Annotated in this window: 9 protein-coding genes and 1 tRNA gene; 6 read left to right on the top strand and 4 right to left on the bottom strand. The window is 59.6% G+C overall.

What is annotated here, in order from left to right:
* Positions 1-2 precede the first annotated feature (2 nt).
* The 3 genes from GSVR_RS01730 to GSVR_RS01740 all read left to right on the top strand — a co-directional run bounded on the left by GSVR_RS01730 (position 3) and on the right by GSVR_RS01740 (position 2,602).
* Positions 3-302, top strand: a complete 300-nt coding sequence (locus GSVR_RS01730; RefSeq protein ID WP_173202482.1) for a transposase — start codon at positions 3-5, stop codon at positions 300-302.
* 31 nt (positions 303-333) lie between these two features.
* A complete protein-coding gene (locus tag GSVR_RS01735; protein WP_203978766.1) occupies positions 334-1,152 on the top strand; it encodes an IS3 family transposase in 819 nt (272 codons plus the stop codon).
* 259 nt (positions 1,153-1,411) lie between these two features.
* The gene (locus GSVR_RS01740) at positions 1,412-2,602 is read left to right on the top strand and encodes a dihydrolipoamide acetyltransferase family protein (protein WP_173200956.1); all 1,191 of its coding nucleotides are present in this window, start codon (positions 1,412-1,414) and stop codon (positions 2,600-2,602) included.
* Between the two features lie 254 nt (positions 2,603-2,856).
* Here the strand turns inward: GSVR_RS01740 and GSVR_RS01745 are convergent, their stop codons facing one another.
* From GSVR_RS01745 to GSVR_RS01760, 4 genes are all read right to left on the bottom strand, one after another.
* The gene (locus GSVR_RS01745) at positions 2,857-5,898 is read right to left on the bottom strand and encodes a response regulator (RefSeq protein WP_173200958.1); all 3,042 of its coding nucleotides are present in this window, start codon (positions 5,896-5,898) and stop codon (positions 2,857-2,859) included.
* Entirely contained in the window at positions 5,895-6,959 is a 1,065-nt protein-coding gene (locus tag GSVR_RS01750; RefSeq protein WP_173200960.1) for a two-component system response regulator, read from the bottom strand. Before GSVR_RS01750 ends, GSVR_RS01745 begins: the two co-directional genes overlap by 4 nt.
* Positions 6,960-7,248: 289 nt before the next feature.
* A complete protein-coding gene (locus tag GSVR_RS01755) occupies positions 7,249-9,237 on the bottom strand; it encodes a methyl-accepting chemotaxis protein (RefSeq protein ID WP_173200962.1) in 1,989 nt (662 codons plus the stop codon).
* A gap of 317 nt (positions 9,238-9,554) precedes the next feature.
* Positions 9,555-9,631: transfer RNA gene (locus GSVR_RS01760), tRNA-Pro, on the bottom strand.
* Positions 9,632-9,928: 297 nt separating this feature from the next.
* Here GSVR_RS01760 and GSVR_RS01765 point away from each other — a divergent pair.
* The 3 genes from GSVR_RS01765 (at position 9,929) to GSVR_RS01775 (ending at position 13,276) form a co-directional block, all read left to right on the top strand.
* Positions 9,929-11,491, top strand: a complete 1,563-nt coding sequence (locus GSVR_RS01765; protein WP_173200964.1) for a methyl-accepting chemotaxis protein — start codon at positions 9,929-9,931, stop codon at positions 11,489-11,491.
* 187 nt (positions 11,492-11,678) lie between these two features.
* Positions 11,679-12,248, top strand: a complete 570-nt coding sequence (locus GSVR_RS01770; RefSeq protein ID WP_173200966.1) for a GNAT family N-acetyltransferase — start codon at positions 11,679-11,681, stop codon at positions 12,246-12,248.
* Positions 12,249-12,583: 335 nt separating this feature from the next.
* Positions 12,584-13,276: an HAD family hydrolase gene (locus GSVR_RS01775; RefSeq protein ID WP_173200968.1), complete on the top strand. Its 693-nt coding sequence runs from the start codon at positions 12,584-12,586 to the stop codon at positions 13,274-13,276.
* Positions 13,277-13,310: the final 34 nt, after the last annotated feature.

A 13,310-nucleotide genomic window follows, 5' to 3' on the forward strand; every position in this document is an offset into this window, starting at 1 on the left:
TCATGAGAATGAACCGAAAATACGATGCCGAGTTTAAAGCTGAAGCGGTGAAGCTGGTTTTGGAAGACAACCGCACCATTCGCGAAGTTGAAAGCAGTCTCGGGATCACGCATGGAGTCTTAAAAGGATGGATCCGGAAACACCGTGACCAGCAGGATCCGGCTATAGCCAGTCAAATATCTGCCGAAGCAGAGCTTAAGCAACTCCGCAAAGAGAACGAGCAACTCCGTCGGGAGCGTGAAATCCTAAAAAAAGCTGTGGCCATCTTCTCAACGGATCCGCATCGTTATTCGGGTTCATAACCGAGCACCGCTCCGAATTCGGGTGAAGGAGATGTGCCGAGTTCTGGGAGTGACTCGGAGTTGGTACTACGCCCATGCGGCCGGCCGAGTAACGAATCGGCAGCGCGAAGACCAGGCGTTGTTGCCAACGATCAAATCAGCCTTCGAAGAGAGCGACAAAACATATGGCGCGAAACGGATTACCCATAACCTACGGCAGTTAGGGCGGCGCGTCGGTAAAAACCGCATCTGGCGCCTGATGCGAGAAAACGGCCTTAAAGTCAAGACGACGCGGAAGTTCAAGGTTACAACGAATTCAGATCACAAGCGTCCTGTAGCGGACAATCTGGTGAAGCGTCAATTCTCCGCTGACGCTCCCAATCGGCTCTGGACCGGCGACATAACGTACATTGAAACGGTCCAGGGCTGGCTGTACTTGGCAGTGGTCCTCGATGTATTCTCCCGCCGGATCGTGGGCTGGAGCATGAACAAACGCATGACGGATGATCTTGTTATAGCTGCCCTTACCAATGCGATAGTCAGGCGTCGGCCGTCACCAGGATTCATCTTTCACACGGATCGTGGTTCGCAATATTGCAGCAAACGGTTTCGTGCCGTGGTCGGGAAAGCAGCTGGCATCCAAAGCATGAGCGGAACCGGATGCTGCTATGACAATGCAATTACGGAGACCTTTTTCTCCACATTGAAGAGAGAACTGATTTACCACTGCTCCTTCACGACCCGGCAAGAAGCACAGAGCCGGATATTTCGTTACATCGAAGGTTTCTACAACCGCAAGAGGATTCACTCTGCGATTGGCTATCTCACTCCTGAACAGTTTGAGCAGCAGGAGCTAAAGATGGCAGCATAGAATTTTGAGTGTGTCCTCTATTGCGAAGACAGGTCAGAGGACACAAAAGTCCCCCTTTGCAAAAGGGGGATTTAGGGGGATTTGCCTTTAATAGCGTAACACCAAATCCCCCTGTCCCCCTTTAGGCCCTTGGGTCCTTTTTCAAAGGGGGGAACCCTTAGGGAAGATTGGTGCCAATCAGGTTTCTTTGAAGCCCTCTGTGACCTCTGTGTCCTCTGTGGCTACCAATCTTCAGGTTTTTTCGCGACAAGGAGCGAACATGTCCTTCGATTTCAAGCTGCCCGATCTGGGTGAGGGGATTGCCGAGGTGGAACTGCGGCGCTGGCTGGTCAAGGAGGGGGACCGGGTGGCGGAGCACCAAGTGCTGGCCGAGGTGGAAAGCGACAAGGCGGTGGTAGAGGTGCCCTCCCCCCACGGCGGCATCGTGGCCCGCATCCATCGCAACGAGGGGGAAACCGTGGCTGTGGGCCAGACGCTGGTGACGATTGCCGATGCCGGGGAGAATGTGCAGCAGCGCTCCCCCTCGTTCGGGATCGTCGGCAGCCTGCCCGAGGCCGAGGAGGTCCCCCGGGCTGCCTCTCCGGCAGCCGGCGCAGTGCAGGCCACCCCGCTGGTGCGCAAACTGGCCCGCGAGCGGGGTATCGATCTGCAGTCGATCCGGGGCAGCGGTCCGCGCGGCAGCATCACCCCCGAAGACCTGGAGCAGCTGGCCACTCCGCAGCGCCCTGTTGCCGACCAGCCGGCCGGAGAGGTTGAGCGGCTGCCGCTACGCGGCCTGCGGCGCACCATTGCCCGCAACGTGCTGGCAGCCCAGCGGGCCACCGCCTTTGTGACCAGCATGGAGGAGGTGGACATCACCACCCTGTGGGAGTTGCGCCTGCGCGAACAGCACGAAGTGGAGTCACGCGGCACCCACCTGACCTTTCTGCCCTTCTTCATCAAGGCTGCCCAGCACGCCCTCAGGGAACACCCCCGCCTGAACGCCGCCATTGACGATGCGGCCGAGGAGATCGTGCTCAAGCGGCACTACCACTTCGGCATTGCCGTGGATACCGAGGAGGGGCTGATGGTACCGGTGATCCGCGACGTGGACAAGAAGAGCATTCTCCACCTGGCGGCCGAGATCCAGGAACTGGGGCGCAGGGCGCGTGAACGGACAATCGCGGTGGACGACCTGCGCGGCAGCAGCTTTACCATCACCAACTACGGCCATTTCGGCGGCACCTTTGCCACGCCGATCATCAACTGGCCCGATGTGGCCATCCTCGGCTGCGGCCGAATCGTGGAGCGTCCCTGGGTCCATCAGGGGGCGATTGCGATCCGCAAGATCCTGCACCTCTCCCTGACTTTCGATCACCGCGTCACCGACGGCGTCGACGCGGCCCGCTTCATCGGCCGGGTGGCCCGGTATCTGGAGGACCCGGACCTGCTGTTCATCGAGAGCATTTGAAGGTTGTTGAAAAACGGGCATCTCGCCGCCGTCCTCGTCAGCCCTCTTGTGCGGCGTAGCGCTGCTACGCCTCCGCGGGGCTTCCTGCGGGTGCGACGATCTGCCCATTTTTGAACAACCTGAGAATTTCAACAGGCTGTTTTAGGCTGCAGAAAACTGCTGCGGGACCGGTCTGTGGTCATCCGCTTGTAACAAAAAAGCAGGGTTTGCACATGGCGTGCAAACCCCTGCTTTTGTTTCACAGTTGTTTACTCCTAGATCCGGGGGCTTTCCAGCGTTTTCATCATCGTGTGCAGCGTTGTCAGTGCCTGGTCGAAATCGTACTGCGAGATGTTTTTTTCGAGGGAGGCCACAATCTCCGCCGCGCCGGCCGCACACAGATGTCGGCGGCACTCCGCCAGATGATCGACGGCGGTGACATCGCTGTCGCGAATATACAGCTCAAGTTTTTCCAGCATCGCTCCCAGGTCAGCCGGGACGGCCGGGTCAGTGGCGCAGGGGGGAAGAGGCGCGTCTTCCTTTTCCAAGGCCGACTCCAGGGTTGCCATGATCGACGTCAGCGCTGTTGCCAGCCTGTCCAGGCTGTCCCCCGGCTGCGATCCGCGGCGCAGTTCCTGCTCGACCGCCAGGGCCGCCTCCTGCAGTTCCGTTGCTCCGATGGTGCCGGCCAGACCCTTCAAGGAGTGGGCAATGCGCTCTGCGCCCGGGCGATCGCCCGATTGCAGTGCCGCAGCGATCCGCTCGTCAGCATGCTGTTGCCCCTCCCTGAATTTCCGGAGCACATCGAGGTAAAGCTGCAGTTTGCCCCCCACCCGCCGTACACCGCCGGCTGTGTCGAGGCCGGGAATCTCCAGTCGGGCTACAGATTCCGCGATCTCACGCTCCTGTTTCCGGGCTTGCTCCCTCAGGCCCGGCAGGTGGGGCAACTGGCGGCAGATGGACTCCATCAGTTCCCGTGGCTCGATCGGCTTGGTCACGTGATCGTTCATGCCTGCTTCCTGGGAACGTTGCCGCTCTTCGGCAAAGGCATGGGCGGTCAGGGCAATGATCGGGAGTTCGTTGAAGCGGCTGTCCTGCCGGATGAGCCGGGTGGCCTGGAACCCGTCCATTTCAGGCATCTGGATATCCATCAGCACCACATCGAAGTGTTGTTCATTGTTCATCACCATCTCCAGCGCCTGCCGGCCATTGGCTGCCAGCGCCACTGAGGCGCCCGACAGTTCCAGCAGCTCGCAGGCGATCTGCCGGTTGAGCTCGTTGTCTTCGGCCAGCAGTATCTGCAGGCCCCTGAAGTCGTAGCCCTCTCCCGGGGCGCCCTTCAGGCCTGTGGCGGCCTGCCGGCCCGGGGCGAAGAGCCTGATGATGATATCGTACAGGTCCGACTGGGTCATGGGTTTGTAAAGAAAATCGTCGGCGCCGGCTGCCAGGGCCTCGCTTCGCTCTCGCTCACTGCCGAAGGCGGTCAGCATGACGATACGCGGGGAGTTCTGCAGCGAGTTGTCCTGCTTGAGCGCGCGGATGGTTTGAATGCCGTCCATGTCCGGCATCTGCCAGTCCATGAACAGCAGATGGTAGGGCGAAACAGCGTCCCGCCCCCGCACCGCCTGGATGGCTTCATCCCCGGAATGCACGGTCTCGACCGAGACCGGCAGAAACCCCAGCAGTTTTTTCAGGGCCAGGCTGCTGACACGGCTGTCGTCGACGATCAGGACCCGCAGGCTGTGCACGATGTCGGGGATAAGCCAGGGCTCGGCGTGCTTTGCCGGCCGGTCGAAGACGGCGGTGAAGATGAAGCTGCTGCCCTGCCCCTCCGCGCTCTCTACCCGAATCTCTCCCCCCATCATTTCTGCCAGACGCTTGCTGATGGAGAGCCCCAGGCCGGTACCGCCGAACCGGCGCGTGGTGGTGCCGTCGGCCTGGGTAAACGGCTGGAAGAGCAACTGCACCTGTGCGGCACTCATGCCGATGCCGGTGTCCCGGACCGTGAAGCAGATCCGCAGCTCATCCGGGGAGTCTCCCTCCAGGTCGATGCCCAGTTCCACCTCCCCTGTTTCGGTAAACTTGACGGCGTTGATCAGCAGGTTCATCAGCACCTGGCCCAGCCGCAGGGGATCGCCGATCAAGGTGGGGGGGACATCGGCCGAGTGCGAGAGCAGCAACTCGATGCTTTTCTCCAGGGCCTTGTGCTGGATGATGGGGATCACCTGGGTCAGGACCGCCTCCAGCGCGAACTCGGTCCGCTCCAGTTCTATGCGGTCGGCCTCGATCTTGGAGAAGTCCAGGACGTCATTGATGACGCCCAGCAGGGACTTCCCGGAGCTGCTGATCTTCTTGATGTAGTCGAACTGCTTGGGGGCCAGGTCGGTCTTGAGGGCCAGCTCCGAGAAGCCGATGATGGCATTGAGAGGGGTGCGGATTTCGTGCGACATATTGGCCAGAAAGGCGCTCTTGGCACGGTTGGCCACCTCGGCCCGGTCCCTGGTAATCCTGAGCTCCTCTTCCGCCTGTCGGCGTTCTCTGATCTCCTGGCTGAGCTGCTCGTTCAGGGCCTGCAGTTCAATGGTCCGTTGCTCCGCTTCTTCGGCGTGGGCCTGCAACTCCTCGTTCGCCAGCAGCAGCTCCTTTTCGGAGGCCTTGCGCCGCATTTCCCGGCTCCAGAGACCCAGCACGGCAACAATCACAATCAGGGTCCATACCGAGACGATTCCCAGGAAGAGACGGCGGGCATTTTTCTGGTTGTGGGACCTCTCCGCCTCGATCAAACCCTCCAGGGCCGAAGCTCGGGAGAGCACCGTGCCGAACAGCGCGTCGAAGCGGTGATTCAGATCGGAAGCGATGCCCGACTTTTCGGGGGCTTTCATGCGCTCCAGTGCCACCTGTTTCATTTCCCGCAGTGCGATCTTTATGCCTTCGGCCTGTGCGCGGCTGTCGGGATGTTTCAGGGGATCGGTGAGCAGGCCGTGTTCGGATCCACCCCCATTCAGGACCGTGTCGGTCAGCCGTATGGCGCTTTCAAACTCGTTCCAGAGCTTCGGGATGCTTACCTCCTGGTTGCCTCCCAGATACTCTTCCAGCCAGAGATGGAAGGCTGAGGTATGGATCTGCACATCCATCAGCGCGGCATTGGCCACATAATCCATGCGTTGCTTTTCGTTGATCCGGCCGGTCAGGACCATCAGGCCAATGGAGAGCGAGCCCAGCAGGAAAACGGCAGCCGGCATCCACAGTCCCTGGGTGAAGGTCTTGTCGAACAGGGGCTTGATTCTCTTGTGCTCCGCACTTCCCCGGTCTTTCATAGGGCGTCGTCCGGCGCGAAAGGTGCCTCCGCAGTTACATCGGCGAACTGCTGCTTGACCTCCAGGATCTCGGGCATCCGTCTGGTGAAGGCTTCGACCAGGGCCGGATCGAAATGGCTGCCGCTGCACCTGCGGATCTCGGTCACCGCCTCTTCCACCGGCCAGGCCGCTTTGTACGGCCTGACACTGGTCAAAGCGTCGAAGACATCGGCCACGGCGATGATGCGGCCGATCAGGGGGATGTCCTCGTGCTTCAGGCGCCGGGGATAGCCGCTGCCGTCCCACTTCTCGTGGTGGGTGTAGGCGGCGATGGCGGCGGCTTTCAGCAGCTCGCCGGGGTGGTCGCCGATGATCCGGTAGCCGATGTAGGAGTGGGCGCGCATGATGCTCCATTCCTTGTCGTCCAGCTTGGCTGGTTTGAGCAGTATCCGGTCGGGAATGCCGATTTTGCCGACGTCATGCATCGGTGCCGCGTGCAGGACCAGTTCCGCCTCACCATGCGAAAGGCCGTATTCCTGGGAGATCAGCTGGGAGTAGCGGCTCATCCTGATGACATGCATGCCGGTCTCGTTATCCTTGTATTCGGCTGCCCGCCCCAGGCGCCTGATGATTTGCAGGCGGGTATCGTTCAACTCGGCCATGCGCTCCCGTACCTTGTCCTCCAGCGCCCGGTTCTGATCGTAGAGCGCCAGATGGGTCCTGACCCGGGCCTGAACGATGGAGGGGCTGACCGGTTTGCCGATATAGTCCACGGCACCGCAGGCAAAGCCGGCGGCTTCATCCTCGATCTCGTCCCGGGCAGTCACGAATATGACCGGTATCCGCCGCGTCAGCGGATTTTCCTTGAGCCGGCGGCAGACCTCGAAGCCGTCCATCTCCGGCATCAACACGTCCAGCAGGATCAGGTCCGGCGGAGCGGCCGAGGCGGCGATCTCCAGCGCCTTGCGGCCGTTGCTGGCGGCCTTGAGGGCATATTCCTGCCTGAGAATCGATGAAAGGATATCGATATTGGCGGGTATATCGTCGACAATCAGGATTGTTTGTTTGTGCTGTTTTCCCATGGACGCACTCCACGAGCGGAAAGAAATGTGTATAGCCCCATCCGGGCCAATCGAATTTAACAGATTCCAAATTTTTTATCCTGACATTTTAGATCCGGCGGATTTGGTAGAGGATGGCAGGCGGGCAGGCAAGGGGCATCATAAAAACAACAAAAGCACTTGCGGCAACTTGTCGCAAGTGCTTTGTTATCTGGTATCTGGATGACTAAACTCGAATTAGCGCCTCCTGCTTCGAGCATCAAGCGTGCCCGGTCCTCAGGACCTCGCCCACCTCCTGCGTGACATACCATCAGGCCAATTTGAATCTTCCCACCAGCGACTGAAGGTCCTTTGCCAGTGAAGAGAGCTGTGACGCTGCCGTGGCGGTCTCGTGGGCACCGCGGGCGGTTTCGTGGACCACGTCGGTGATCTGGTGGATATTGGTGGATATCTCGCCGGTGACAGCGGTCTGCTCTTCCGCGGCCGTTGCGATTTGATGAACCTGCATGGTCACCTTGTTGATGGCGTCCAATATCTCTTCCAGCGCACTCCCGGATTTGCGCGAATTCTCCATTCCCTTTTCAACCTCGCTCACCCCATTTTCCATGCTGCCGACCGCATCGGCCGTTTCCTGCTGGATGGCCTTGATCATCCCGCCGATTTCCTTTGTCGCCTTGGTGGTGCGCTCGGCCAGGGCTCGTACCTCGTCGGCCACAACGGCGAAGCCGCGTCCCTGTTCTCCGGCCCGGGCCGCTTCGATGGCCGCGTTCAGGGCAAGCAGGTTGGTCTGGTCGGCGATGTCTTCGATGGTGCCGACAATGGCTCCGATCTGGTCGGACCGTGCCCCCAGACTCTCCACGGTGCCGGCTGCCTCCCGCACCCGCTCGGCGATCTTCTCCATGCCGCTTAGGGCTTCCTGAACCACGTCGGCTCCTTCCCTGGCGGTCGTGGTGGCCTGGTTGGCCACTTCGGAGGCGAGCATGCAGTTGCGGGAGATATCGCCAGAGGTGGCGGACATCTCCTCGCTGGCCGTGGCCACGGTCACTGACTGGCAGGCGACCTCCTCGGCGGCGGTGGCGATCTGTTCGGCGGTGCTGTTCAACTGATGGGCGGCAGCGGAGACCTGAAGGGTGTTACCGGAAACCTGGGAGACGATGCCATGGATGTTGTCAACGAAGCGGTTGAACCAGCGGGCCAACTCGCCCAATTCGTCCTTCTGCCCCTCTTCCAGTCGTCGGGTCAGGTCCCCTTCTCCTTCGGCAATATCCTTGAGCATGTGCAACAGGCGGGAGAGCGGAGTGGTGATGCCGAGCATGACCATGAAGCCCAGGATCACGGCCGCCCCTCCTAGAATGGTCGAGAGGGCGACACTGAAGATCAGGGATTTTCTGGCCCCCGAGTGGAGCGCATCGGCGGTGGCGAGGATGTTTTTGGCAATGGAATCCTCCACCCCCTTCATGGCGTCGATCTTCTTGGTGTTGGAGTCGAACCACGTCTCGGGGGCAATGCCGAAGTCACCCGTCGTGTGCTTGGCCAGTACTGCATTCCGGAGATCCTCCACCTGCTGAAAGACCGGCCCTTTTGCCGCATCGTCGAAAGTGGCCAGTTCCGTGGCTGAGGCGAATTTGCGGAACAGGGAGAGATAGTTCTTCTGGGCGGCCAGAATCATGAACGTCCTCTGGAGGGTTTCGTCGTTGAAGCTGCCGGCCGCGATGACGGCATTCAAGGTTGCGCGCTCCTTGCCGGTCTCCTCCTTGGCAATGACAAGGGCATAATAGGCCGCGGCTTCCCGCATGAGCTCCGTTTTCTTGCTGGTGGTCGCCACGGCGGCAACTACGTCGGTATAGGAGCCAATCAGATCGGTGTAGTAGGCAAAGGAGTTTTTCCCCTCGACCTTGAGAGAATCGATGCCGCTCCTGGTTTCCTGGAGCTTCCCTATTGCGACGGACGCCAGATCCAGCGATGGTTTCACCACATCCAGCGCTTGGCTGTTGGTGGAGATATACTGCTGTACACTTTTGAATTCGCGGTCGACCCTCTCGCGCTGTCGGGCCAGGTCATCACGAAACTTCCCTCCTTGGGAGTTGATATAGCCGGAGGAGAGTCCGCGTTCCTTCTGGAGTTCATGGACCAGCGCACCGGCCTGGACCGCCAGCTCCGTCAAGGTACGCGTGGCAGCAGTATTCTGCATGGTGCCGTATTTATCCGCCACCTCGCGCACCGAGAAAACAGCAAGACCAAGCAAGGGAACAAGCAGAAGCAGTAACAGTTTATAGCGGATCTTCATGTTGCCGAGCATGCGGCTCCTCCTCTGTATTTATATTTGAGTCTATTCTTATCATTAAAATAACTCGTTAGGGAAGATTACTTTACTTTGGACTCACGGTGGGCTCCGGTATGACAAACCGCCGAAGAGCCGACGTGAAGGGTACGCGTTGCTATAACCGCTCTTTTTATGCCGGCTGAGTTCTGCAAAATGCCGATAGACAGCGAATGCGGCGCCTATAGGGCTTCCATCAGGAGGCAGGCTAATAAAGGCCTTTTTCGAAACATTCAACATTGCACTTAGAAAAGAAAAAGGGGTTACAGCGTTTGCCGTAACCCCTTAATTCTTTATGGTCGGGATGACTAGATTCGAACTAGCGACCCCCTGCTCCCGAAGCAGGTGCGCTACCAGGCTGCGCTACATCCCGAAGAATTATTTTTGTAGCATTTTCGAGGAATTTTTGTCAACAAAAACTCTCTCCTGGTCTGTGCCCAGACCGAGCGGGCACAGCGCCGGGTGTACATGGGGTGATCACAGACGATCATTGCCGGCGGTCTCGGACGGTGTCTCTGCAAACTATAAACAACAATGAAGAAGTGTCGTTGACATTAATTAATTGTCTAGGCTAAAATTTCCGGTTGAGTAAATTTCCCGAAAGCCCGGCCCGCCGATCCCTTTTACTTGCTGATCGCCGTTCGGCCGAACGTCACGAGGAGTCGTCCGAATGAAAACCATCAAATCGAAGCTTGTCATGTTTTCCGCTGTATCGTTTCTGGCCGTGGCCGTTTCCGTGGCCTTTTCCTATCTCATCGCGGTCTCCGAAGTGAAACAGCTCATGGAGAAGGATGTCACGTCGGTGGCCGAGGCTCTGGCCAACAGCATTTCATATACAGTGTCGGTGAAGCCCGATGCGATGAAGGATCCTGCCTTTCACCGCTCGATCTATTCCGTCAAGATCGGCAAAAGCGGTTATCCTTTCCTCCTGGATGCGTCAGGGACATTGATCGTCCATCCCAAAGAGGAGGGGAAAAAGCTTGCCGGCCAGAAGCATATCGACCATATCCGCAGCCACAAGGAAGGAGGGGTGTACGAGTACACCGCCACCACCACCGGCCAGGAGAAGCTGGTTGCCTTCCGATACATAAAGGAGCTGGATGCCTGGGTCGTTCCGGGGGTGAACAAGGCCGATTACTTCAGCGAACTTAAAACGGACTTCCTCAAGTGGAACCTGATTCTGGGAGTGACGATCTTTGCGCTGCTTACGGTGACCGGCATCTGGATTACGCGCAGCATCACGACGCCCCTGTCGGCAATGCTTACCATGCTGAAGGATATCGCCCAGGGAGAGGGAGACCTCACCAAGCGGCTGGACGAAGGGATGGCGGGTGAGCTGGGGGAAGTGTCCCACTGGTTCAACCTGTTTATCGAGAAGTTGAAAGGGGTAATCACACAGGTGGCCCAGGATGCCAGAAAGCTTGCCGACTCCGCGTCCCAACTGCGCACTTCCGCTGGACAGATGGCAGACGGCACCGGTCAGGCGGCCGCTCAAGCGGGAAATGTTGCCACCGCCAGCGAGGAGATGGCTGCTACCAGCGCCGATATCGCCCGCAGTTGCCACAACGCTGCGGTAGGCTCCCAGGAGGCGGGAGATGCCGCCAAGAGCGGATCGGCCGTGGTAGAGGAGACCGTGGAGGTGATGAGCGGCATTGCCCGGCAGGTGACACAATCTGCGCGCACGGTGGAGGCGCTGGGAGCCCGTTCTGATCAGATCGGCGATATTGTCGGAACAATCGAGGATATCGCAGACCAGACCAATCTGCTGGCGCTGAATGCCGCAATCGAAGCGGCCCGTGCCGGGGAACAGGGCCGGGGATTCGCGGTGGTAGCGGATGAGGTCAGGGCTCTGGCGGAGCGTACCACCAAGGCAACCAAGGAAATCAGCGAGATGATCCGGGCCATTCAGTCCGAGACGCGGCTGGCTGTCACTGCCATGGAGGACGGCGTCAAAGGGGTGGAAGCGGGGACCGAAAAAGCGACCAGATCGGGAGATTCGCTGCGCATGATCCAGGAGCGTATCGACGCCGTTACACTTCAGGTGAGCCAGATCGCGGCTGCAGCCGAGGAGCAGACCGCAACCACCGGGGAGATCACCCGCAGTATTTTCGATATTTCCGAGGCGATCCGGCATTCGGCCGGAGGATCGGGCAAAGCGGCAGCGGCGGCTACGGAACTCTCATCGCTGGCGGACGAGCTGACTCAGCTGGTAGGGCAGTTCCGGCTGGCCTGACGTGGTGGGCAGAAAGGCATGTGCGGCCGCAGGGAAAACCTGCGGCCGTTTTTAATGGAAATGACCATTTGGATAAGAAATGGGCAGCAACGCGATGAGATGGACTGATTGAGTTTTGCAACGCAGCACCTGGCATGTTGAGTGTGAGGCTATTGTGGTGCGGATCAACTGAAAGCGAGTATACCCGATGTCTTTAAAACCGGAATGGGACATCTTCCCGCAACTGGAAACGGACCGTCTTGTCCTGCGGGAAATTGTTCCCGCGGATGCCGAAGAGCTGTTCCGTATCTTTTCCGATGAGGAGACCATGCAATTCTGGAGCTGCCGACCGTACCGGTCGGTGCAGCAAGCCTGTGAACTCATCGCAAGCATGGCCGAGGCCAAAGGCCGCCGGTCCGCCATCCACTGGGGAATCGCCCGGCGCGGGGACAACCGGCTGATTGGCAAGTGCGGTTACAACGAATGGCGCACAATGCATCGGCGCGGCGACGTAAGCTACATCACCGCCCGCGAATGCTGGGGCAGGGGGATCGCGAGCGAGGCGCTCTCAGCAGTTCTGGATTACGGGTTCCATCAGATGGATCTGCACAGTGTCGAGGCAGGCGTCACCCCGGGGAACGACGGTTCGACACGGATGCTGGCCAGGCTCGGCTTCAGGCTCGAAGGACACCTGCGCGAGAGCTATTGGGCGGAAGACAGGTTCGTGGATTCCCTGATCTATTCGCTGCTCCGCGAGGATTGGAGACAACGGGCGTAGCGTGTAGAGCCGGTCTCGACCGGAAAGGGGGAGTCCGAAACCCTCGACACACGCTTCAATCCTGCCAAGTTCCCGGTGTCCGGAAGCAGCCCCGGTCCGGCTTGCACTTCTCCCGCCTCTCTCCTACCTATTTTTTTCCGAAGTTCTCTTTTCACTCCCACTATCTGACCACGTGCCGCCATGGTTCCGTTCCATCCGTTCTTTGCGGCCGCTGAACGACCGGGAGAACCGGTTTCCTCCTGGGTATGTACAACCCATGCATCCTCGACATCATCCCCTAAAAAGTATAAGCTTTCACAGTGACTGCTGTTTTTAAAAATGACCAGAGAGTGGCCATGCCCGAAGATCACGCCAAATCTGACCCTGCCGTCGAACTTTTCGACCGGGATGGAGCATCCGCAGGAGCGCAGGCCAGAACGAAAGACCTGCTCGGCCTGCTGGCGGCCCGCACCTGCTGGATCTTCGATCTGGACGGCACCCTGACCATGCCGGTGCACGATTTCTCCCTGATCCGCCTGGAGCTGGAGATCCCGGAGGGGGCTGACATCCTTGGCCACCTGGAGACGCTTTCGCCCCACCAGGCGGCCCTGCGCCGCGGGCGGCTGGACGCAATCGAACGGGATCTTGCCGAACGGGCCTTGGCAGCGCCCGGTATGACAGAATTGCTGGCCTTGCTGGATGGCCTGGACCTACCCCTGGGCATTTTGACCCGCAACAGCCGGGAGGTGGCATTGACGACCCTTGAGGCGATCGGCGCCCGGCGCTATTTTGAGGAGGGGCATGTGCTGGGACGCGACCAGGCGCCCCCCAAGCCGGACCCGGCCGGTATCCTGCACTTGCTCCAAGGGTGGGGGCTGGGAGCAGGCGGTGCCGCAATGGTGGGCGATTACTTGTTCGACCTGCAGGCGGGCCGGGCTGCAGGGGCGGTAACGGTCCATGTGGGGCGCCCGGATGGCCAGCGCTGGCCGGAGATGAGCGACGTGATCGTAGATGACCTGACCCAGCTGGTCGCGTTGTTGGGGTTCTGAATAGCAAAAGACTGCCACGGTTCCGAACCGTGTG

Source organism: Geobacter sp. SVR (assembly GCF_016865365.1).
GTDB lineage: Bacteria > Desulfobacterota > Desulfuromonadia > Geobacterales > Pseudopelobacteraceae > Pelotalea.

What these genes read in the sequence shown, in the direction of transcription:
- GSVR_RS01745 (WP_173200958.1), bottom strand. Translation starts at nt 5,898, where the DNA reads ATGAAAGACCGGGGAAGTGCGGAGCACAAGAGAATCAAGCCCCTGTTC.
- GSVR_RS01750 (WP_173200960.1), bottom strand. Translation starts at nt 6,959, where the DNA reads ATGGGAAAACAGCACAAACAAACAATCCTGATTGTCGACGATATACCC.
- GSVR_RS01740 (WP_173200956.1), top strand. Translation starts at nt 1,412, where the DNA reads ATGTCCTTCGATTTCAAGCTGCCCGATCTGGGTGAGGGGATTGCCGAG.
- GSVR_RS01770 (WP_173200966.1), top strand. Translation starts at nt 11,679, where the DNA reads ATGTCTTTAAAACCGGAATGGGACATCTTCCCGCAACTGGAAACGGAC.
- GSVR_RS01735 (WP_203978766.1), top strand. Translation starts at nt 334, where the DNA reads ATGTGCCGAGTTCTGGGAGTGACTCGGAGTTGGTACTACGCCCATGCG.
- GSVR_RS01765 (WP_173200964.1), top strand. Translation starts at nt 9,929, where the DNA reads ATGAAAACCATCAAATCGAAGCTTGTCATGTTTTCCGCTGTATCGTTT.
- GSVR_RS01775 (WP_173200968.1), top strand. Translation starts at nt 12,584, where the DNA reads ATGCCCGAAGATCACGCCAAATCTGACCCTGCCGTCGAACTTTTCGAC.
- GSVR_RS01755 (WP_173200962.1), bottom strand. Translation starts at nt 9,237, where the DNA reads ATGCTCGGCAACATGAAGATCCGCTATAAACTGTTACTGCTTCTGCTT.
- GSVR_RS01730 (WP_173202482.1), top strand. Translation starts at nt 3, where the DNA reads ATGAGAATGAACCGAAAATACGATGCCGAGTTTAAAGCTGAAGCGGTG.